The organism is Aeromonas sp. CD (assembly GCF_033349375.1).
GTDB lineage: Bacteria > Pseudomonadota > Gammaproteobacteria > Enterobacterales > Aeromonadaceae > Aeromonas > Aeromonas hydrophila.
Genome location: NZ_CP137631.1, coordinates 2,023,221 through 2,043,786, shown reverse-complemented (window position 1 = coordinate 2,043,786; position 20,566 = coordinate 2,023,221). Strand labels below are relative to the sequence as shown.

19 protein-coding genes are annotated in these 20,566 nt (G+C 63.1%); 7 read left to right on the top strand and 12 right to left on the bottom strand.

What is annotated here, in order from left to right; translation table 11 throughout:
* Positions 1 to 22 precede the first annotated feature (22 nt).
* The 5 genes from R2E40_RS09580 to pspA all read right to left on the bottom strand — a co-directional run bounded on the left by R2E40_RS09580 (position 23) and on the right by pspA (position 3,982).
* Positions 23 to 1,054, bottom strand: coding sequence for a TIGR01620 family protein (locus R2E40_RS09580; protein WP_318165313.1), 1,032 nt, complete (start codon positions 1,052 to 1,054; stop codon positions 23 to 25).
* A 66-nt stretch (positions 1,055 to 1,120) separates the two neighbouring features.
* Positions 1,121 to 2,527, bottom strand: coding sequence for a YcjX family protein (locus R2E40_RS09575; RefSeq protein ID WP_318165312.1), 1,407 nt, complete (start codon positions 2,525 to 2,527; stop codon positions 1,121 to 1,123).
* Positions 2,528 to 2,660: 133 nt separating this feature from the next.
* Positions 2,661 to 3,065 (bottom strand): envelope stress response membrane protein PspC, encoded by a 405-nt coding sequence (pspC, locus tag R2E40_RS09570; RefSeq protein ID WP_029301161.1) that lies wholly within the window; start codon positions 3,063 to 3,065, stop codon positions 2,661 to 2,663.
* Positions 3,062 to 3,298 (bottom strand): envelope stress response membrane protein PspB, encoded by a 237-nt coding sequence (gene pspB / locus R2E40_RS09565; protein ID WP_005300084.1) that lies wholly within the window; start codon positions 3,296 to 3,298, stop codon positions 3,062 to 3,064. The genes pspC and pspB overlap by 4 nt, the downstream gene beginning before the upstream one ends.
* A 3-nt stretch (positions 3,299 to 3,301) precedes the next feature.
* Entirely contained in the window at positions 3,302 to 3,982 is a 681-nt protein-coding gene (gene pspA / locus R2E40_RS09560) for a phage shock protein PspA (protein ID WP_318165311.1), read from the bottom strand.
* Between the two features lie 196 nt (positions 3,983 to 4,178).
* Between pspA and pspF the strand changes: the two genes are divergently transcribed.
* The 7 genes from pspF to R2E40_RS09525 all read left to right on the top strand — a co-directional run bounded on the left by pspF (position 4,179) and on the right by R2E40_RS09525 (position 10,757).
* On the top strand, positions 4,179 to 5,213 hold the full coding sequence (gene pspF / locus R2E40_RS09555) for a phage shock protein operon transcriptional activator (RefSeq protein WP_318165546.1): 1,035 nt from the start codon (positions 4,179 to 4,181) through the stop codon (positions 5,211 to 5,213).
* 90 nt (positions 5,214 to 5,303) lie between these two features.
* A complete protein-coding gene (gene sapA, locus R2E40_RS09550; RefSeq protein WP_318165545.1) occupies positions 5,304 to 6,899 on the top strand; it encodes an ABC transporter substrate-binding protein SapA in 1,596 nt (531 codons plus the stop codon).
* A gap of 2 nt (positions 6,900 to 6,901) precedes the next feature.
* On the top strand, positions 6,902 to 7,861 hold the full coding sequence (locus R2E40_RS09545; protein ID WP_011705751.1) for an ABC transporter permease: 960 nt from the start codon (positions 6,902 to 6,904) through the stop codon (positions 7,859 to 7,861).
* A 35-nt stretch (positions 7,862 to 7,896) separates the two neighbouring features.
* Positions 7,897 to 8,790 carry an ABC transporter permease subunit gene (locus R2E40_RS09540; protein WP_011705750.1) on the top strand — a complete coding sequence of 298 codons (894 nt, stop codon included), beginning with the start codon at positions 7,897 to 7,899 and terminating at the stop codon, positions 8,788 to 8,790.
* Positions 8,790 to 8,918, top strand: a complete 129-nt coding sequence (locus R2E40_RS09535) for a hypothetical protein (RefSeq protein WP_318165310.1) — start codon at positions 8,790 to 8,792, stop codon at positions 8,916 to 8,918. The genes R2E40_RS09540 and R2E40_RS09535 overlap by 1 nt, the downstream gene beginning before the upstream one ends.
* Positions 8,918 to 9,916 carry an oligopeptide/dipeptide ABC transporter ATP-binding protein gene (locus R2E40_RS09530; protein ID WP_005300065.1) on the top strand — a complete coding sequence of 333 codons (999 nt, stop codon included), beginning with the start codon at positions 8,918 to 8,920 and terminating at the stop codon, positions 9,914 to 9,916. The genes R2E40_RS09535 and R2E40_RS09530 overlap by 1 nt, the downstream gene beginning before the upstream one ends.
* 55 nt (positions 9,917 to 9,971) lie before the next feature.
* The gene (locus tag R2E40_RS09525; RefSeq protein WP_011705748.1) at positions 9,972 to 10,757 is read left to right on the top strand and encodes an ATP-binding cassette domain-containing protein; all 786 of its coding nucleotides are present in this window, start codon (positions 9,972 to 9,974) and stop codon (positions 10,755 to 10,757) included.
* A 154-nt stretch (positions 10,758 to 10,911) separates the two neighbouring features.
* Here the strand turns inward: R2E40_RS09525 and miaE are convergent, their stop codons facing one another.
* The 7 genes from miaE to R2E40_RS09490 form a co-directional block, all read right to left on the bottom strand.
* The gene (gene miaE, locus R2E40_RS09520; RefSeq protein WP_017409658.1) at positions 10,912 to 11,670 is read right to left on the bottom strand and encodes a tRNA isopentenyl-2-thiomethyl-A-37 hydroxylase MiaE; all 759 of its coding nucleotides are present in this window, start codon (positions 11,668 to 11,670) and stop codon (positions 10,912 to 10,914) included.
* Between the two features lie 184 nt (positions 11,671 to 11,854).
* Positions 11,855 to 13,375: an amidophosphoribosyltransferase gene (purF, locus tag R2E40_RS09515; RefSeq protein WP_011705746.1), complete on the bottom strand. Its 1,521-nt coding sequence runs from the start codon at positions 13,373 to 13,375 to the stop codon at positions 11,855 to 11,857.
* Positions 13,376 to 13,396: 21 nt separating this feature from the next.
* Entirely contained in the window at positions 13,397 to 13,885 is a 489-nt protein-coding gene (locus R2E40_RS09510; protein ID WP_011705745.1) for a CvpA family protein, read from the bottom strand.
* Positions 13,886 to 14,071: 186 nt separating this feature from the next.
* Complete coding sequence (serS, locus tag R2E40_RS09505) at positions 14,072 to 15,367, bottom strand: serine--tRNA ligase (RefSeq protein WP_318165309.1); 1,296 nt, start codon at positions 15,365 to 15,367, stop codon at positions 14,072 to 14,074.
* A gap of 339 nt (positions 15,368 to 15,706) precedes the next feature.
* Positions 15,707 to 17,044 carry a replication-associated recombination protein A gene (locus tag R2E40_RS09500; protein ID WP_065477836.1) on the bottom strand — a complete coding sequence of 446 codons (1,338 nt, stop codon included), beginning with the start codon at positions 17,042 to 17,044 and terminating at the stop codon, positions 15,707 to 15,709.
* A gap of 152 nt (positions 17,045 to 17,196) precedes the next feature.
* A complete protein-coding gene (gene lolA / locus R2E40_RS09495) occupies positions 17,197 to 17,805 on the bottom strand; it encodes an outer membrane lipoprotein chaperone LolA (protein ID WP_011705742.1) in 609 nt (202 codons plus the stop codon).
* Between the two features lie 77 nt (positions 17,806 to 17,882).
* Positions 17,883 to 20,405 carry a DNA translocase FtsK gene (locus R2E40_RS09490; RefSeq protein WP_318165308.1) on the bottom strand — a complete coding sequence of 841 codons (2,523 nt, stop codon included), beginning with the start codon at positions 20,403 to 20,405 and terminating at the stop codon, positions 17,883 to 17,885.
* Between the last annotated feature and the right edge of the window lie 161 nt (positions 20,406 to 20,566).

Here is a 20,566-nt window from a genome sequence, read left to right as displayed (position 1 = left end):
CAATCGAGCCCTGGCCGGCCGTTCACCCCTTGTTGAGGTAGCCCGCCAGCTGACCGATCAGCCGCTTGCGCAGCTCGCCGAGCCTGGGTTTCTCGTCCGCGCACCAGGGCAGCGGGCGGCACGCCTCTATGGTGCGCAGGCCGAGGCGGGCGGTGAGCAGGCCGGCCCCTACCCCTTGGGCGGCGCGGGCGGAGAGCTTGGCGGTGAGCTCTGCCCCCAGCAAGTCCATCCCCACCTCGGTCACCAGCTCGGTGGCGCCGGCGTAGAGCATGTTGCGAAACACCTGACGAATCAGGCGAATGCGGCTCCAATAGCCGAGCTCAATGGCGTAGACGTCGGCGATATCCTCGATCATCCGCAGGTTGCGCCACAGCATCAGCATCATGTCGACGGTGGCGAGTGGGCTCAGCGCCACCAGCACGGCGGCCTCCCCCGACCATTTGGCCACCCGCGCCTGCGCCAGCTTGTCGCGCTCGCCGAGCACCAGCTGGCTGTAGAGGGTCAGCACTTCTCGATCGCTGTGGCTCTCGTCGAGCTGGGCCAGCCAGGTCTGATACCCTTCGCGCCCCTTGTCACCGCTACGCTCGGCCAGCCCTTCGCAGAACGCCTGGCCCTGGCCGACCCCCTGATGGGCCAGCAGATCTTCGGCCCGCGAGCGCACATCCTGGCGCCGTTTGAGGGTGCGCAGCCGCAGCCACTCGCGCCCCACCACGCCGGCGGTGCCCGCCGCCACCAGCGCCGAGGCCGCCAGCCAGGCGCCGCCCCAGAGCGGGGTGGTAAGAAATTGATCGTAAAGGAAGGCGCCGTACTGGCCCAGCGAGAGCACACCAACCGCTCCCAGCCCCCAAGCCAGCAGCCGATGACGGCGACGCTGCTTGATGACCAGGGCGCTCTCCACCTCGGTGAGATCTTCCAGCTCATCGAGGCGCTCGAAGCTCGCCTCCTCCAGTCGCTGGGCCGGCGCCGGCGCTCGCTCCTTCTCGGCTGCCGTCAACGCGGGCTCCAGGATCACCTTGCCCTGCAGCGGTGGCCGCTCTTTTATCTGATCGTTCATCGCCTTGTTCTCCTGAAAACGGTCTCCCGGGTACGGCGCAGGCAACAAACCCGTGCCGCACACCGGTTATTCGAGGTGATCCCCGAGCAGAAACTCCAGCGCCGCATCGAGCCGGATATGGGGCAGCGCCTGATGGGCGCTCATGGGCAGCGGGCGAAACGCCTGAAAATCAAAGCCCTGATTGTTCCACCACTGGGCTGGCGGAATATGGGACGGCACCTCGCCCGGAAACAGCAGCAGCGATTCACCGCTCAGGCTGGTGCCACGGATGGCGGGGAACTCGCGGCCATCGGCCACCCCCTTGCCCACCTCGGTCGCCTTGATGGCGGCCAGCGCCAGACACTCGGTGGCAATCCCCTCAAAACGGGCCTGACCGCGGCCGCTGCGCACCAGATGCTGCAGCAGGGAAACCATGGGGCCGTGCTGCTCCGGGGTGACGTGATCGGCCTTGCTCGCCACAAACAGCAGCTTGTCGATACGGGGCGAGAAGAGCCGGCGCCACCAGTTGCTCTTGCCGTAGGCAAAGCTCTCCATGATGCGGGCGATGGCCTGCTGCATGTCGCCAAAGCTGGCCGCCCCGGCGTTGAGCGGCTGCAGGCAATCCACCAGCACGATCTGGCGATCGAAACCGGCAAAGTGCTGCTCATAAAAACCCTGCACCAGGTGCTGCTTGTACTGCTCGAAGCGCTGCTTGAGGGTGGCGTAGAGGGTGCCTTCGGCGGGCTCGCCAACAGGCATATCCCACACCCAGGGTACGAACTGCAACATGGGGGCACCGGCATACTCCCCCGGCAGCACGAAGCGGCCGGGCTGGATCAGATGCAATCCCAACTCTTGTTTGCAGGCATGCAGGTAGTCGGTGTAGCGCTCGGCGAGCTGGGCCACCGGCCGCTCCTCGAAGCCCTGATCGGCCTGCCATCCGGGCGCCAGCCAGCCGGCGGCAAGGGCCTGCAGCTCGGGGCGGCGCAGCTGCTCGCGCACCTGCTCGCTCCACTGCTCGTAGCTCATCTCCAGCAGCGGCAAGTCGAGCAGCCACTCCCCGGGGTAGTCCACCAGATCCACGTAGAGGGTGGAGATCTCCCCCAGGTGCTTGCGCAGCGGATGGCGGGTGCGATAGCGAATTTCGAGGCGCACCTCGGCCACCCCGCGAGTGGGCTCGGGCCAGGCCGGCGGATCGCCAAACAGGGCATCGAGGCCGCGCTCGTAGGCAAAGGTGGGAATGTGGGCATTTTGCTGGGGCACCCGGCGGGCACCGAGGATGCGCCCTTGGCGCAGGGCATCCCACAGGGGCAGGCGGCCGTCGATGGCCGCGTGTTCCAGCTGGTTGACCAGCGCCGTGATGAAGGCCGTCTTGCCGCTGCGAGAGAGGCCGGTGACCGCCAGCCGGATGTGGCGATCCCGTACCCGGTTGACCACGTCGCTTGCCTTGTGCTGCAGGCGATTGAACTGCTGTTCCAGTTTATTGAGTATCAAGGCTTGTCCTGTTCTCCCGTCCATCCAGAGCGAAGGGGGGATGGCCGCTGCCACCCCCGCGCCATGGCCCCCTGGCGCGGTGCCCGCCATCAAAGGCCAGCCCGCGCCGGCGGGGCCATCGCGCCGCTCAGGGTTACAAGTTGCGAAACTCCCGCTGCAGGGTAAATTCCTTGGAGGTCACCAGCTTCTCGATGCGCTGCAATCTGGGCTCCAGCCCATCCAGCTCCTGGCCGATGCGGGCAAGGGCCTGATGAGGCGTGACGCCCGCCTGCCAGCTGCGCGCCTTCATCCGCACCTCGGCAAAGTCGGCATCCTCCTGGGCGTAGAGGGTGACTGGCTTCTTGTCGAGCAGAAACCAGGCGGCGACGTAGGCGGTGAAGGTGATGAAGCCGGCGAAGATGAGGCCGCTGATGGCAAGCAGCCGCACAATCCAAGTCTCCACCCCGAAGTACTCTGCCAGACCGGCACAGACCCCGGCTATCTTGCCGCGCTGGGGGTCACGATAGAGGTTGCGCCCTTCACGACTGATGCTGCTCATACCTTGTTCCTCCAGCCCGGCACTTCCGCATCCAGAATCGACTCCAGGGCGCCCACCCGCTCCTGCATCTTCTCGGCACGCACCAGCAGCCCCTGCAGCTGTTCACGCTCGCCATCGGCAAGACCGGCGCCAATGCGTCCCTTCGCGCGGTAGTGCAGCACCAGCCAGATGGGGGCCACCACCACCATGAAGACCACCATGGGAACCATCAATACACCCAGCAGATCTTCCATCTGTTACTCCCCCAGTTTCGGCGTGGTATCGCCTTGGCCCAGCTTCTGGCGCATGGCCTCGAGCTCTTTGCTGATCTGATCGTCGGCTTCCAGTTCGGCAAACTGCTGGGCCAGCGCCTTGTCGGACTGTCCCAGATCGGCGCGGGCCTCCATCTCGTCGATGCGACGCTCCATGCGCTCGAACTTGCTCACCACCGCCTGGCTGTCGCCACGGGCGACCTGGCTCTGCACGTTGAGACGGCTGCTGGCCGCTTCGCTGCGAATGGCCATCGCCTTCTGGCGAGCACGGGCGTCTTCCAGTTTGGCTTCCAGCTGACGGATCTCCTCCCCCAGCTTGGCGATACCGCTGTCCACCGCCTGCTGCTCACGCTCGAGGCCGTCGGCCAGCTCGGCCTGCTTTTTCTTCTCGATAAGGGCGGCGCGGGCCAAGTCTTCCCGTCCCTTGCTCAGGGCCAGCTCGGCCTTGCCCTGCCACTCGGCGACCCGCTCCTGATGGCGGCTGACCTGGCGGCCAATCTCTTTCTGGTTAGCGAGGAAGCGGGCCAGATTGGAGCGCTCCTTCACCAGCTCGTCTTCCATCTCCTGGATGATCAGGCGCACCATCTTCTGGGGATCTTCTGCCTTGTCGAGCAGGGCCGTCAGGTTGGAATTGATGATGTCGGCCAGGCGGGAAAAAATACTCATGATTGTACTCCTGTGGTTGGCATACGTTGTTTCTCCATTGACAATGGCAACTTGTGTGCCAATCTGGAACAGAATTTAACTTGTTGATTTATATGGGGCAGATAAGTCTAGTTTCAAGATGCATCACACAAGTAATGATTAGAATCACCAACTTTTGGTAAGATTGACCAGCTTTCAACGATTCACGGGGATGACTATGACCACGGCCACGGAAAGCCTGTTGGGAGAATCCAACGCATTTCTCGAGATCATTGAGCAGGCCTCCCGCCTGGCGCCGCTGCGCAAGCCCGTGCTGATCATCGGCGAACGGGGGACCGGCAAGGAGCTCATCGCCCACCGCCTACATTATCTCTCGGCGCGCTGGGATCAAAGCTTTGTCACCGTCAACTGTGCCACCTTGAGCGAGAGTCTGCTGGAGACCGAGCTGTTCGGCCACGAGGCGGGCTCTTTCACCGGCGCCGCCAAGCGCCACCAGGGCCGCTTCGAACGAGCCGACGGCGGCACCCTCTTCCTTGACGAGCTGGCCACCACCAGTGCGCGGGTGCAGGAAAAACTGCTGCGGGTCATCGAGTACGGCGAGTTCGAGCGGGTGGGCGGCGCCAAGGCTCTCAAGGTAGATGTGCGGCTGGTGTGCGCCACCAACGAGGATCTGCCGGCGCTAGCCGACAAGGGGCAGTTTCGCCACGACCTGCTCGACCGGCTCGCCTTCGACGTCATCACCCTGCCCCCCCTGCGGGAGCGGCGCGAAGATATTCTGATGCTGGCGGAGCACTTCGCCCACGGCATGACCCGGGAGCTCGGCTATCCGCTGTTTGCCGGTTTCTCGCGCAAGGCGACCCAGTTGCTGCTGGATTACCCCTGGCCCGGCAACGTGCGGGAGCTGAAAAACGTGGTGGAGCGCAGCATCTACCGCCAGGGCAACCCCCAGTTGCCGCTGGCCGAGCTGGTGCTCAACCCGTTCGATTCCCCCTGGCGCCCCCGGGCCCAGGCGACGGTCACGCCCCCCCTCCAGCTGGAGCAGGCGCCGGCGGTGGCACCGGACTCCCCCGCCCTGCCGCTGGATCTCAAACAGGCGGTGACGGGCTACGAGATTAATTTACTCAAGCAAGCGCTGCAGCAATCCCAGTATAATCAGCGCAAAGCCGCCCAACTGCTGGCCCTGAGCTATCACCAGTTCCGCGGCATGCTGCGCAAATACCAGCTGCTGGACAGTGACAACGATGCGGATTAATCACCCGGGCAGCCTGCCCCAGAGCGGCACCCACCCCTTGCCGGCCCCGTCGCCGGCAACTTCGTATAAAAACATGGTTCGACAATGAGAATGCTCAAACCCTTGCTGCTTGGAATGCTGGTGCTGCTCACCGGTTGTCAGAAACAAGACGACGCGTCCAGGACGGGACTCATCTATTGTGCCGAAGGCTCCCCCCAGACCTTCAATCCCCAGGTCTCCAATTCCGGGGTGACCCTGGATGCCAGCTCGCGCCCGCTCTACGACCGTCTGCTGGAGGTGAATCCCAACACCCTGGCGCTGGAGGGAGGGCTTGCCACCCGTTGGAGCACCAGCGAAGACGGCCTCTTCTATACCCTGACCCTGCGCAAGGGAGTCACCTTTCACCACACGCCCTGGTTCAACCCCTCTCGTCCCCTCAACGCCGACGACGTGGTGTTCACCTGGCAGCGGCTGCTCGACAAGCAGCACCCTTATCACGACATCTCCGGTGGCGAATACCCCTACTTCTACAGCCTGGGGCTGGATCAGCTGATCAAGCGGGTCTACAAGAAGGGCACCGATCAGGTGGTATTCGAGCTGAACCGGCCGGATGCCTCCTTCCTCGCCACCCTGGCCAGCGACTACGCCATCGTGCTCTCCGCCGAATATGCCGGGCAGCTGCAAAAGGCCGGTACCCCGGGGCTCATCGACAGCCGCCCGGTGGGCACCGGGCCGTTCAGCTTCAAGGAGTATCGCCACAACGAATACGTGCGCTACCTGCGCCACCCCGGTTACTGGGGCGGCGAGGCCAAGATTGAACAGCTCATCTACGACATCACCCCCAAATCGTCCAAGCGGCTGGCCAAGCTGCTGACCGGCGAGTGCGACGTGATGAGCACCCCCTCCGCCAGCCAGCTGTCGGTGATCGACCAGGATCCCGACCTCAGCCTGGCGGTACAGTCCGGCATGAACGTCGCCTTCCTCGCCCTCAATACCCGCAAGGCGCCGTTCAACAAGGTGCAGGTACGCCAGGCCATCGCCAGCGCCATCAACATCGACAACCTGCTGCAGGCGGTCTATTTCGAGACGGGCCAGCCCGCCAACAGCCTGCTGCCGCCGCTCTCCTGGGGTTACAACCCCTCCCTGCCGATGCGCCAGCCGGACCTCAAGCGGGCGCGCCAGCTGCTCAAGGAGGCAGGGCTGGAGCAAGGGTTCGAGATGCAGGTGCTGGTGCAGCCGGGCTCCCGTGCCTACAACCCGGATGCCCTCAAAACCGCCCAGCTGATGCGAAGCGATCTGGCCAAGATCGGCATCAAGCTCAAAATCGTGCAGCAGGAGTGGCCGGTCATCGAGGCCCGCCTCGCCCAGGGCCAGTACGACAGTCTGCTCAGCGGCTGGATTGCCGACAACGCCGACCCGGACAACTTCTTTCGCCAGCTGCTGAGCTGCGCCGCCGTCGAGCGCGGCAACAACTACAGCCGCTGGTGCAGCCCGGCGTTTGATCAGCTGCTGGACGACGCGGTGACCACGCCCCAGCTGGCATTCAGGCTGCGCAACTATTACTACGCCCAGACCCTGCTCAATGAGCAGATGCCGCTGATCCCGCTGGCCCATGCCCTGCGCACCCAGGTCAGCCGCAGCGACATCGAGGGGCTCTCCCTGATGCCCTTTGGCGGCACCGTCTTCAACCAGGCCTATCGGGAGTAAGCATGTTTCTCTATATCCTGCGTCGCATCAATCTGCTGCTCATCACCCTGCTGGCGCTGACCTTCGTCGCCTACCTGCTGGACGTGCGCCTCATCGGCCAGCAGGCCAGCTTCTGGAGCGGCTACCCCGACTTCCTGCGTCGCATTCTGGACGGGGATCTGGGGCTCTCCAGCGTCTCCGGCCTGCCGGTATTGGACGAGATCCGTCACTACTTCCCCGCCACCCTGATCCTCTGCGTGGCGGCTTTCGCCATCTCGCTGCTGGTGGGCATTCCGCTCGGCACCCTGGCGGCCCTCTCCCAGGGCAAGCCGCTCGATCTCACCATCATGACCGCCGGCCTCATCGGCTACGCGGTGCCGGTGTTCTGGCTGGCACTGCTGGTGGTGATGTTCTTCTCGCTGGATCTGGGCTGGCTGCCCGCCTCCGGCCAGATCAGCCTGCTCTATGACGTGCCCTCCATCACCGGCATCGCCCTCATCGACGTGCTGATGAGTCACGAGCCCTGGCGCCAGGCCGCCCTGCACGACGCCCTGCGCCACCTGATCCTGCCCTCGCTGGTGCTGGCGGTGGTGCCCACCACCGAGGTGATCCGCCACGTGCGCAGCTCCCTCATCGACGTGATGAAGCAGAACTACATCAAGGCAGCGGCCAGCCGCGGCCTCTCCCGTCGCCAGATCGTCTGGCGTCACGGCCTCAAGAACGCCCTGCCGCCGGTGCTGCCGCTGCTGGGCCTGCAGCTGGGCAGCGTGCTCACCTCCGCCATGATCACCGAGGTGGTGTTCGAGTGGCACGGCATCGGCCGCTGGCTCATCAACAGCATCGCCCTGCAGGATTACGCCGCCATCCGCGGTGCCACCCTGGTGGTGGCCAGCTTCGTCATCTTCATCAGCGTCAGCACCGAGCTGCTCACCACCATTATCTACCCGGCGCGGCGCAAAGAACTCTATGCAAAACAAGACTGAACGTGCTCATGGCATGACCCGGAGCCAGGAATCCTATGCAAGACAAGACTAGCCTCTACCCCGAGCTCAAGATCCTCTCGCCGCTGGAGCAGACCTGGGCCTCCTATCGCCGCAATCCGCTGGCGATGGCAGGGCTCTGGTGCTTCGTGATCCTGCTGCTCATCACCCTGTTCGGCCCGCTGGTGGTGCCCTACGGCATCGACGAGCAGCACAGCGCCCGCTTGCTGCTGGCCCCCTCCTGGGCCAACAGCGGCAACATCGATTATTTCCTCGGTACCGACGATCTGGGCCGCGACATCCTCTCCCGGCTGGTGGTGGGCGCCAGGTTCACCTTTGGCAACGCCCTGCTGGTGGTGGTGATCGCCATGGTGGCGGGTACCGCCATCGGCATCCTCGGCGGCATGAGCAAGGGGCTCAAGTCGAGCGTGCTGCACCACCTGCTCGATACCCTGCTCTCCATCCCCTCCCTGCTGCTGGCCATCATCATGGTGGCTATCCTGGGGCCGGGTCTGTTCAACACCCTGATCGCCATCACCCTGGCGCTGATCCCTCCCTTCATCCGGGCCACCTACAACGCGGTCCACACCGAGATGCAGAAGGAGTACATCATCGCCAGCCGGCTCGACGGCTCACCCCCCTTGCGGATCATGCGGCTGGCCATTTTGCCAAACATCGTCGAAACCCTGGTGGCCCAGACCACCCGCACCCTGTCGGCAGCCATCCTCGACATCTCGGCGGTGGGCTTTCTCGGCCTCGGCGCCCAGTCACCACAACCGGAATGGGGCGCCATGCTGGCCGACTCGAGCGATCTCATCTATCTCGCCCCCTGGACCGTGACCCTGCCGGGCATGGCCATCCTGTTCAGCGTGCTGGTCACCAATCTGGTGGGTGAAGGCATTCGCGAAGCACTCAAAGAAGGGAATGACTGATGCAATGCTCTGTGCCCAAGATAGGCATGCTCACCCTTGTCCCCCGCCAATTCCTGTACTGCGTGCAGGTCAACCCATCGCTGGTTGGCGAAGGCATTCGCGAAGCACTCAAAGAGGGGAACGACTGATGCCTCTGCTCGACATACGCAACCTCACCATCGAGATCGACACCCCGCAGGGCAAGGTCAAGGCGGTAGACAAGGTGAGCCTGACCCTGGCCGAGGGGGAGATCCGCGGCCTGGTGGGCGAATCCGGCTCCGGCAAGAGCCTGGTGGCCAAGGTGATCGTCGGCATCCAGAAGGACAACTGGACTGTGCGCGCCGACCGAATGCGCTTCAACGACATGGACTTGCTGACCATGGCGCCCCGCGAGCGGCGCCGCATCATGGGCCGCGAGATCGCCATGATCTTCCAGGACCCCATCAGCTGTCTCGACCCCTCCGAGGAGATCGGCACCCAGCTGGAAGAGGCGATCCCGACCGACTCCTTCGAGGGGCAGTTCTGGCAGCGCTTCCAGTGGCGCAAGAAGAAGGCCATCGCCTTGCTGCACCGGGTCGGCGTCAAGGATCACCGCAAGGTGATGCGAGCCTACCCTCACGAGCTGTCGGACGGCATGTGCCAGAAGGTGATGATCGCCATGGCCATCGCCAACCAGCCGCGCCTGCTGGTGGCGGACGAGCCTACCAGTGCCATGGAGTCCACCACCCATTCGCAGATCCTGCGGCTGCTCGACAAGATGAACAAGCTGGGCAACACCACCATCCTCATCATCAGCAACGACATCGCCGCCATCGCCAACCTGACCGACACCATCAACGTGATGTATTGCGGCCAGATGGTGGAGGTGGGCACCCGGGAGCAGATCCTGGAGACGCCACACCACCCCTATACCGATGCGCTGCTCAAGTCGATCCCCGACTTTGACAAGCTGGTGCGCCACAAGTCGCGCCTCGAAACCCTGCCCGGCGTCATTCCGCCGCTGCAGCACCTGCCCATCGGTTGCCGGCTCGGCCCCCGCTGCCCTTATGCCCAGAAGCAGTGCGTGCAGACCCCGCTGATGAGCAAGATCAAGGGGCACCAGTTCAGCTGCCACTTCCCGTTGAACATGGAAGAGCCCAAAAAGTGAATTCAATCCCGTATCAGAGCGTGGCAGCATGCCCTCTCACCAAGGAGCCAGGACAGTGATCGAACCCTCCCTGTTGCAGGTCAGGGGCCTGTGCAAGACCTATCAGAACCGCACCGGCCTGTTTCGACGCCGGGCGGTGGAAGCCATCAAGCCGCTCTCCTTTGATCTCGAGGTGGGCCAGACCCTGGCCATCGTTGGCGAGGCCGGCTCCGGCAAGAGCACCCTGGCTCGCATTCTGGCGGGCATGATAGAGCCGAGCGGTGGCGAGATCGCCATCGAGGGGCAGCCGATGATCCACGGTGACTATCAGACCCGCTGCAAGCTGCTGCGGATGATCTTCCAGGACCCCAACTCCTCCCTCAACCGCAAGATCCGGGTCGGCCAGATCCTGGAGACGCCGCTGCGCCTCAACACCGAGATGACCGAGGAGGAGCGCCGCGACAAGGTGGTGCAGACCCTGCGCATGGTGGGCATGCTGGCGGACCACGCCCTCTTCTATCCGCAGATGCTCTCCGCCGGTCAGCAGCAGCGAGTGGCGCTGGCCCGGGCGCTGATCCTCAACCCCAAGATCGTGGTGGCCGACGAGGCGCTCTCTACCCTGGATATCTCGGTGCGCTCGCAGATCATCAACCTGCTGCTGGAGATGCAGGAGACCATGGGGCTGAGCTATGTGCTGGTGGCCAACGATCTGGGGGTGGTGAGCCACATCAGCGACGAGGTGCTGGTGATGCACGAAGGGCGGGTGGTGGAGCGCGGCAAGACCCTCAAGGTGTTCGCCGATCCCCAGCACGAGGTGACCCGGCGCCTCATTCAGAACTACAACAACGAATACCGCCGCTGATCCGCGCCCGGCGGCTCGCCGCCGGCCCTTGCCCGCCGTTGTCGCGCCTGAAAAAGAGACAAAAAAATCCCGGCTCAGGGGCCGGGAATTGCGCTCAAAAATGAATGCGTCGCTCGTAGTAGGAACGCTGCAATGGTAGGCAGCGCCCTGCCCGTCAACAACTGTCAGATCTGACAGGAAGACCGCTATGGAACCGGAACTGCGGATCCGGCGAGCGGATCAGCTCCGCCTCCACCTGGCCGAAGAAGGCCACCCGTTCACTGATGTCCTCCCCCGCATATTGCTCGGCCAGTGCCAGATAGTCCTGGTAGTGGCGCGCCTCGGAGCGCAGCAGGGAGACGTAGAAACGGCCCAGCTCCTCGTCCAGATGGGGCGCCAGCTTGGCAAACCGCTCGCAGGAGCGCGCCTCGATATAGGCGCCGATGATCAGCTTGTCGACGATGGTGGCGGGCTCGTGGGTACGCACATGCTGCATCAGGTTGCGGGCATAGCGGGAGGCGGTCACCGGGCCGTAAGGAATGTCGCGGGCCTGCATGATCTCCAGCACCTGCTCGAAGTGGTGCAGCTCCTCCTGAATGAGCCGCACCATGGGAAACAGCAGCGGATTGCGGGAGAGCTCCTCGAACACGGTGCGATCAGACTCCCCCATGCTGCGCTTGCCCAGGATCTCGGCTTTCTCCGGAATCGCGTCCAGCTCCCGATAGAACTCCAGCTTGGGCAACAGATGACGCTTGCCCTTGGGCAGGCAGTAGCGGCGCACCAGGCTGTGGGCGGTGAGCGCGGCCTTGTTCTCGCAGTTGGCGTGATCGATGAGCAGGGTCGGCAACCAGGCGGGATCCCGCGCCATCTCGATCCACGCATCCGGGGTCTCGCAGTGCAAAAACTGGCGCACGGGGGCTAGCAGGTCATCCATCTGAATTCTCGTCTGTTCGGGTTGATACGGCGGCGGCCCATGCTAGCGGATCCCGCCGCCACTGCCCATAGCTGCGGATACAAACGCTGCTTTTTCAAGCAGATGCGAGCCCTTTTCAGCGAGCGGAAACAACAATGGGGGCCAAGGCCCCCATCTCGTTGCAACACGTCAGCGTGGAAAACGTTTAACTTCCTTCGTTAAAAATTTCCAGGTTGCTGGTACCTTCCTGCCACTCGCGCACCGCCTTGTTGTCATCGCTGCGCATGGCGTTGAGGTGGTCGAGGTAGGATTGATCCACGTCGGAGGTGACGTAGTGACCGTTGAACACCGAGGTCTCGAAGTGGCGCAGCTCGGGGTTGATCTCCCGCACCGCCGCTTCCAGATCTTCCAGATCCTGGAAAATGAGGCCGTCGGCGCCAATCAGCTTGCACACCTCTTCCACTTCCCGGCCATGGGCGATCAGCTCGTTGGCGGTGGGCATGTCGATGCCGTAGACGTTGGGGAAGCGAATTTCCGGCGCCGCCGAGGCAAAGTAGACCTTGGCTGCCCCCGCTTCACGGGCCATCTGGATGATCTGCTCGGAAGTGGTCCCGCGCACGATTGAGTCGTCCACCAGCAACACCTTCTTGCCCTTGAACTCGGAGCTGATGGCATTGAGCTTGCGGCGCACCGACTTCTTGCGCTGGGTCTGGCCCGGCATGATGAAGGTACGGCCGATGTAACGGTTCTTCACGAAGCCCTGCCGGTACGGCAGATCCAGGGTGTGGGCGATCTCCAGCGCCACGTCGCAGGAGGTCTCGGGGATGGGGATGACCACGTCCACGTCGAGATCTTCCCACTCGCGGGCAATCTTCTGACCCAGCTTGCGACCCATGTTGAGGCGGGCGGCATAGACCGACACCTTGTCGATACAGGAGTCAGGACGAGCGAAGTAGACGTATTCGAAGATACAGGAGCTCATCTGCGGGTTCTCCGCACACTGCTCGGAGAAGAGCTGGCCCTGCTCGGTGATGTAGATGGCCTCCCCCGGCGCGACGTCGCGCACCGTCTCGAAACCGATGGCGTCAAGCGCCACGCTCTCGGAGGCGAGCATGTACTCCACCTGCCCCTGCTCGTCGACCCGGCGGCCCAGGATCAGCGGGCGAATGCCGTTGGGGTCGCGAAAACCGATGAGACCGTGGCCGATCACCAGGGAGACCACGGCATAGGCGCCGCGGATCTGCTGGTGCACCTTGCGTACCGCCGAGAAGATGTCTTCCGGGCGCAGCGCCATCTTGTCGCAGAGATCCAGCTCGTGCGCCAGCACGTTCAGCAGCACCTCGGAGTCCGAGGTGGTGTTGATGTGGCGACGGGCCACCTTGAACTGCTGCTCCTTGAGCTCCTTGGCGTTGGTGAGGTTGCCGTTGTGGGCCAGCACCATGCCGTAGGGGGAGTTCACGTAAAAAGGTTGGGCTTCAGCGGCACTGGAGCTGCCTGCGGTGGGATATCTGACATGTCCTATGCCGATATGCCCTTTCAAGCGCTGCATGTGACGCACTTCAAACACGTCCTTCACCAGGCCGTTGGCCTTGCGTTGCCGGAAGTTTCCACTGTCAATGGTCACGATCCCGGCGGCATCCTGTCCCCTGTGCTGCAACACCGTCAAGGCGTCGTAGAGGGCCTGATTGACGGGGGTGGTGCCAACTATACCGACAATACCACACATGTCTTTGCTACCTCGAAGTCACTATACCTGTTTAAGAAAACTCGATGAGTTCAGCATGAACCCGAAAAACCACTGGATGACCGGCTTGAACTCGGGCACCAGCTTGGACGCCGTCCACCAGTCACTCTGGGAGAGGTTGGTGAAGGTATCCATGAAAAAAAGCAGGGCACTGACGATCAGTACCCCGCGAATAGCGCCAAAACAGATGCCAAGCACCCGATCGGTGCCGGACAGCCCCGTCTTGTCCACCAGCAGCCCCACCACGTAGTTCACCACGCTGCCGAGGATCAGGGTCGCCACGAACAGGGCGGCGATGGCCAGGCCGTTGCGCACCAGCGGGTCGCTGAACGAGGTGAAGTAGATGGCGAGATCCGAATAGAAATGGCTGGCGATGAAGAAGGCGACGAACCAGGTGACAAGGGACATGGCCTCCTTGACGAAGCCGCGCACCAGGCTGATGAGAGCAGAGAAACCGACGATGCCGATGATGGCGTAATCAATCCAGACCATAGAAAAAGATGTCCTGCGAAATTGCGGCGCAGTCTAACAAAAACGATTGCGCAATGCTTGATAAAAATGTGTTAACGGTTCAAACAGGCGGCGAACCAGCGCATTCACGGCCCATTGAAACGGTTGACCGACGCCAGAATGCACAACGCCATGGCATGCCATGGCGTTGTCGTCTGCAATGAACGCTTACCCGATGTGGGTCAGGCCACCCATGTAGGATTGCAGCGCCGCCGGGATGGCGATGCGGCCGTCTTCCTGCTGGTAGTTCTCGATCACCGCCACCAGGGTGCGACCCACTGCCAGACCGGAGCCATTCAGGGTGTGCAGCAGCTGCGGCTTGCCATCGATGCGCACGCGAGCCTGCATGCGGCGCGCCTGGAAGTCGGTGCAGTTGGAGACGGAGGAGATCTCGCGGTAGGTGTTCTGGGCCGGCAGCCACACTTCCAGATCGTAGGTCTTGGCGGCGCAGAAGCCCATGTCACCGGTGGAGAGCGCCATCACGCGATACGGCAGCTCCAGCAGTTGCAGCACCTTCTCGGCGTGACCCGCCATCTCTTCCAGCGCTTCCCAGGATTTCTCCGGGTGCACCAGCTGGACCATCTCGACCTTGTCGAACTGGTGCATGCGGATGAGGCCACGGGTGTCACGACCGTAGGAGCCGGCTTCGGAACGGAAGCAGGGGCTGTGGGCGGTCATCTTGATGGGCAGTTCCTGCTCGTCGAAGATCTCGTCGCGGGCCATGTTGGTGAGCGGCACTTCGGAGGTCGGGATCAGGGAGAACTTGCGTACCTTGCCCTCTTCTTCCCCTTCGCCGTCGATGCCGGTATTGAACAGGTCCTGGGAGAACTTCGGCAGCTGGCCGGTACCGTACAGGCTGTCCGGGTTGACCAGATAGGGCACGTAGCACTCGGTGTAACCGTGCTGCAGGGTGTGCAGGTCCAGCATGAACTGGGCCAGGGCACGGTGCAGACGGGCAATCTGGCCCTTCATCACCACGAAGCGGGAGCCGGAGAGCTTGACGCCGTTCTTGAAGTCAACGCCCTTGGCCGCTTCACCCAGATCGATGTGATCGCGCACCGGGAAGCTGAACTCGCGCGGGGTGCCCCAGCGGCGCACTTCCACGTTGTCGTTCTCGTCACGACCGACCGGGGTGGTGTCGCTCGGCAGGTTGGGGATGGCGTCCGCGATGACCTTCAGCTCGGCCAGCAAGGCATCCAGCTCGACCTTGCTGGCCTCGAGCTCTTCGTTGATCTTGGTGACCTCGGCCTTGAGCGGGGCAACATCTTCGCCGCGACGGGCAGCCTCACCGATGGATTTGGAGCGGGCGTTGCGCTCGGCCTGCAGCTCCTGAGTACGGGACTGCAGATCCTTGCGTTTCTCTTCCAGAGCATTGACAGCCGCTACGTCCAGAACGTAGCCACGTGTCGCCAGACGAGCGGCAGCTTCGGCGATATCGCTGCGCAGATATTTGGGATCCAGCATGGTTTACCTACTTTTTTAAAATGGGATCTGGGCCTGAGTCATCATGACGGGCTGGAAAACAGATCCGGAAGTTAACATCGGTTGGCGCACCCCTGTCGTCTTTCAGAATCGGGCCTATGGTGAGCAGGCCTTCGAAATCAAGAAGATGGCACCAGGCCAAGACAAGCGGGGTCAGAGGGCCAGTGTATCAGACCGCCCCCCCGCCCGAACAGGGACTATTGCGCCCGTTTTGCCCTGTTTTCCGGGGGATGACGACCTGGATCAAATCAGCTGACCAATTAACGCGCAACCCGGCAACACAGACCCGGGAGAGGCTCGCTACCAGCCACCATTGCATCACTATTTGTCCCGTTGCCGCGGGCTCTGCCGATCCAGCTCATGCAGATAGTCGAGCTTCTGGCCAATCTGCTTCTCAAGACCGCGATCGGTGGGCTGATAGTACTGCTTGCCGGCCAGCTCGGGCGGGAAGTACTGCTCGCCGGCGGCATAGGCACCTGGCTCGTCGTGGGCGTAACGGTACTCGGCGCCATAGCCCAGCTCGCTCATCAGCTTGGTCGGTGCGTTGCGCAGGTGCGGCGGCACCTCGAAGTCCGGCAGGTTCTTGGCATCGTGAAGCGCCGCCTTCCAGGCGGTGTAGACCGCATTGCTCTTGGGCGCGCAGGCGAGATAGACGATCGCCTGGGCGATGGCCCGCTCCCCTTCCGCCGGTCCGATGCGGTGGAAACAATCCCAGGCCGAGAGCGCCACCTGCATGGCACGGGGGTCAGCATTGCCCACATCCTCGGAGGCAATCGCCAGCAGCCGGCGCGCAATATAGAGCGGATCGCAACCGGCGCTCACCATGCGGGCATACCAGTAGAGCGCCGCATCCGGCGCCGAGCCACGAATGGACTTGTGCACCGCCGAGATGAGGTCGTAGAAGTGATCGCCCCCCTTGTCGAAGCGCGCCACGTGCTCCCCCACCACGGCGGCCAGCAGGGTGCTGTCGATAAGCTTCTGGCCGCTGCCGTCGGGCTCGGCCATGTCGGCCAGCAGCTCCAGGTAGTTGAGAGACTTGCGCCCATCCCCATCCACCGCCTTGGCCAGCGCTTCCTTCACCCCGGGGGCGAAGGTCAGCGCCGGATCATTGAGCCCGCGAGCGTCCTGCATCGCCTGATCGATCAGGGTGAGGATGTCCTCCTCCTCCAGTCGCTTGAGCAGATAGACCCTGGCTCGGGAGAGCAGCGCGTTGTTGAGTTCGAACGAGGGGTTTTCGGTGGTGGCGCCGATGAAGGTGATGGTGCCGTCTTCGATGTGAGGCAGGAACACGTCCTGCTGGCTCTTGTTGAAACGGTGCACCTCGTCCACGAACAGGATGGTGCGCACCCCGCGCCAGCTGTTCTCCTTGGCCTTGTCGATGGCGGCGCGGATCTCCTTGATGCCGGAGGTGACCGCCGAGAGCCGCTCGACCTCGGCCTGGCAGTAGTGGGCCATCAACTCGGCCAGCGTGGTCTTGCCGGTGCCGGGAGGCCCCCACAGGATCATGGAGTGGCAGTGGCCGGCCAGGATCGCTTTGCGCAGGGGCTTGTCAGGCCCCAGGATATGTTGCTGACCGATATACTGCTCGAGGGTTTGCGGCCGCATCCGGGCCGCCAGCGGACGAAAGTCCGACGAGAAATCCAGCGACAAGTTGCTCATCTGTATTGACCGTTCCGTATCACGCAGACCGCCATGGAAAAACGGCCCGACCAGACATCCAACAAGAGGTTACTCATCTGTGTTGACCCCCAGCGTCATGTCCGTCGCCATTGACAGACGGACCGACCAGAAATCCAGCGACCGCCTGCTCATCAGCGCTGATCGTCCAGCGCGACCCCCTTGGGGATTTTGAAGACAAATTCGTTGCCCTTGAGCACCGGCTTGCGGTTGAAGTTGCTCAGGGTGAACTCGCTCCACTGGCCCTGGGCCTCTTTCACGTCGAAGCGGCTGATGTTGTTCTGCCTGTCGAAGGTGATGCGGAAAGAGGCGATCAGCTCGTCCTGGTTGCGACTGGTGACGGTGTAGACATCCCCTTCCTGGGTCACGTCATAGTTCTTCCAGAGGCTGTTGTCGTTGCCGGCGATCAGCACGAAGGGGGTGTTGAGCACCGCATCCTTCATCTTGAGGGCAGTCACCTGCTCGACGAAGGGATCATAGACCCAGACATCCTTGCCATCGGCCACGATCAGGCTCTCGTCCGGCGAGGTGGTGTGCCAGTTGAAGCGATTGGGGCGCTGCACCAGCAGATCGCCACCGGCGCGCTGCAGCTCCTTGCCCTTGCTGTCATAGACGGTCTGGGCAAACTTGGCGGAGAAGAGGCTCACCCCCGCCAGCTTCTGCTTGAGATCGCTGGCCGCGTCGGCCCACACCTGGCTGCTGGCAACCAGCAGCACAGTGCCCATCAACAGTTGTTTTTTCATCACGCTTTTCATAACGGCTATCTCGATAAAAGGCCACGCCCACAGGGGGCATGGCCAGGATGATAGAGGGGTGAGGCTTAGTCCCGTACCGGTGGCGGGGCCAGCACATCGCGCTGACCATTGCCGCCCGGGGCGCTGACGATGCCCTGGTTTTCCATCTGCTCGATGAGACGGGCCGCCCGGTTGTAACCAATCTTGAACTTGCGCTGCACGCTGGAGGTCGAGCCGCGGCGCGATTCCACCACGAAGGCCACCGCCTCGTCGAACAGGGGGTCGAGCTCTTCGTCGTCACCACCGCCATATTCGCCGCTGCCGCCCTCGCCGCCGGATTCACCGGAGAGGATCTCCTCGATGTAGTTCGGCTCGCCGCGCAGTTTCCAGTCCGCCACCACCTTGTGCACCTCGTGGTCATCGACAAAGGCGCCGTGCACCCGGGTCGGATTGGAGGTACCGGCCGGCATGTAGAGCATGTCGCCCATGCCAAGCAGGGATTCGGCGCCGCCCTGATCGATGATGGTACGGGAGTCGATCTTGCTCGACACCTGGAACGAGATACGGGTCGGGATGTTGGCCTTGATGAGACCGGTAATGACATCCACCGACGGACGCTGGGTCGCGAGGATCAGGTGGATACCGGCCGCCCGCGCCTTCTGGGCGATACGGGCGATCAGCTCCTCCACCTTCTTACCGACGATCATCATCATGTCGGCAAACTCGTCCACCACCACGACTATGTGGGGCAGTTTTTCCAGCTCAGGCGGCATCTGATCCATGGAGTCGCCCGGACGCCACAGCGGATCCAGCAGGGGTTCCCCCTCCTCGATGGCCGCCAGCACCTTGTCGTTGTAGCCCTTGAGGTTGCGCACCCCCACCGCCGACATCAGCTTGTAGCGACGCTCCATCTCGCCCACGCACCAGCGCAGGGCGTTGGCGGCGTCCTTCATGTCGGTCACCACCTCGGTCAGCAGATGGGGGATCCCCTCGTAGACCGACAGCTCCAGCATCTTGGGGTCGATCATGATGAAGCGCAGATCGTCCGGCGTCGACTTGTAGAGCATGGAGATGATCATGGTGTTCACCCCCACCGACTTACCGGAGCCGGTGGTACCGGCCACCAGCAGGTGGGGCATCTTGGCGAGGTTAACCACCACGGGTTCGCCGGCGATGTCCTGACCCAGCCCCATGGTGAGCGGGTTGCGGCTGCCCGAGAACGCCTCGCAGTCGAGGGTCTCGCGCAGGTAGACGGTCTGACGCACCCGGTTGGGCAGCTCGATCCCGACGAACGTCTTGCCCGGGATCACTTCCACCACCCGCACGCTGCTGGCCGACAGAGAGCGGGCCAGATCGCGGGAGAGGTTGGTGATCTTGCTCGCCTTCATGCCAGGCGCCAGATCCAGCTCGAAACGGGTGATGACGGGGCCCGGATAGACGCCCACCACCTTGGCCTGCACGTTGTAATCGGCCAGTTTCGCCTCCACCAGCCGGCCCATGCGCTCCAGCTCGTCCTTGCTCATCATCTGGGTCTTGGCGGGCGGACGGTCCAGCAGCTCGATGCTGGGCAAGGGGGGCAGCCCAGGTTGCAGACGGCGCTTGGGCTTGCTGGGCGTCGGAGCCGCCGGCGCAGGCGCCTCCTCATCCCCTTCCGCCCAGGGCAGGTCGAGATCATCGTCCTCGTCATCGGCCGTGACCAGGGCAGGCTGACGACGAGCGCCGTTGGTGGCTGCTCGCTTGGCCTTGGCCACGGGGGCCGGCTCGTCATCTTCATCGTCAAACTGCGGGTCGAACTGGAAGGTATCCTCATCAAGTTCGGGCAGCCACTCATCGGACTTGGCCTTCTGGCTCTTGGCGCTGGCCTTCTCCTTGGGACGACGGGTCCAGCTGGAGTGCGGCTCATCTTCCTCATCATCGAGCTCGATGGCACCCACGCCCCCTTCCAGCAAGGGATCCGGTCCCTCAACCCGAGGCTGGCGCCAACCACCGGTCAACCAGCGGCCGAGGGTGGTGGGAAAATGGTAAACGGCGCTGACCGAACCGGTGCAGGCGGCGCCGATCCGCTCGACGATGGTCAGCCAGGACCAGCCGGTGAACAGGGTGATGCCGGTGGCCACAAAGCAGAGCAGCATCAGGTTGGCACCGACCCCGCCAAACAGCGGCACCACGGCGGAGGAGATCACGTCCCCCACCAAGCCGCCGGCGGAAAAATTCTGCAGATCATTGAAGTTCATGCTGGCGATGGCGGACATGCCGAGCACGGTCAGCACGAAGCCGACGATGCGCACCGACAGGGTGAGGTAATCCACATCGAGCAGGCGGCTTGGGCGCCAGAACAGGCTCCAGCCCAGCAGCACGACCAGGGGAGGAACCAGATAGGAAAACGCCCCGAAGGTAAACATGGTGATGTCGGCGAGCCAGGCCCCCGCGCTGCCGGCGAGGTTTTTCACCTCCCCTTGCCAGGAGGTCTGGGACCAACCGGGATCGGCGGGGTGGTAGGACAACAGGGCAAGCAAGAGATAGGCAGCCATCAGAGTGATGGCGATCAAGACGGCTTCGAAGATCCGTTGTGTACCTGATAAAGGAGTAAACAGCTTTTTATCGGCCAAACTCCGGCTCCTTTCTGAAAACATGTAATGCAGGGGGATAAGGGGGCCTAGTATCCCTGAAAAGCCCACCGGTTGTCAGCCAGTGCCTGGCGTGGCGGCCATATTCACAACCGACTCGATAAGAAGAAACGAGCGGACCGGCCGCTCGTTTCTGAATGTCG

Excerpts from the sequence above, each read along its gene's own strand:
- lolA (WP_011705742.1), bottom strand. The coding sequence starts at position 17,805 with ATGAAAAAACAACTGTTGATGGGCACTGTGCTGCTGGTTGCCAGCAGC.
- pspF (WP_318165546.1), top strand. The coding sequence starts at position 4,179 with ATGACCACGGCCACGGAAAGCCTGTTGGGAGAATCCAACGCATTTCTC.
- serS (WP_318165309.1), bottom strand. The coding sequence starts at position 15,367 with ATGCTGGATCCCAAATATCTGCGCAGCGATATCGCCGAAGCTGCCGCT.
- R2E40_RS09500 (WP_065477836.1), bottom strand. The coding sequence starts at position 17,044 with ATGAGCAACTTGTCGCTGGATTTCTCGTCGGACTTTCGTCCGCTGGCG.
- R2E40_RS09580 (WP_318165313.1), bottom strand. The coding sequence starts at position 1,054 with ATGAACGATCAGATAAAAGAGCGGCCACCGCTGCAGGGCAAGGTGATC.
- R2E40_RS09540 (WP_011705750.1), top strand. The coding sequence starts at position 7,897 with ATGCAAGACAAGACTAGCCTCTACCCCGAGCTCAAGATCCTCTCGCCG.
- pspB (WP_005300084.1), bottom strand. The coding sequence starts at position 3,298 with ATGGAAGATCTGCTGGGTGTATTGATGGTTCCCATGGTGGTCTTCATG.
- R2E40_RS09530 (WP_005300065.1), top strand. The coding sequence starts at position 8,918 with ATGCCTCTGCTCGACATACGCAACCTCACCATCGAGATCGACACCCCG.
- pspA (WP_318165311.1), bottom strand. The coding sequence starts at position 3,982 with ATGAGTATTTTTTCCCGCCTGGCCGACATCATCAATTCCAACCTGACG.
- pspC (WP_029301161.1), bottom strand. The coding sequence starts at position 3,065 with ATGAGCAGCATCAGTCGTGAAGGGCGCAACCTCTATCGTGACCCCCAG.
- R2E40_RS09545 (WP_011705751.1), top strand. The coding sequence starts at position 6,902 with ATGTTTCTCTATATCCTGCGTCGCATCAATCTGCTGCTCATCACCCTG.
- R2E40_RS09535 (WP_318165310.1), top strand. The coding sequence starts at position 8,790 with ATGCAATGCTCTGTGCCCAAGATAGGCATGCTCACCCTTGTCCCCCGC.
- R2E40_RS09510 (WP_011705745.1), bottom strand. The coding sequence starts at position 13,885 with ATGGTCTGGATTGATTACGCCATCATCGGCATCGTCGGTTTCTCTGCT.
- miaE (WP_017409658.1), bottom strand. The coding sequence starts at position 11,670 with ATGGATGACCTGCTAGCCCCCGTGCGCCAGTTTTTGCACTGCGAGACC.
- purF (WP_011705746.1), bottom strand. The coding sequence starts at position 13,375 with ATGTGTGGTATTGTCGGTATAGTTGGCACCACCCCCGTCAATCAGGCC.
- sapA (WP_318165545.1), top strand. The coding sequence starts at position 5,304 with ATGCTCAAACCCTTGCTGCTTGGAATGCTGGTGCTGCTCACCGGTTGT.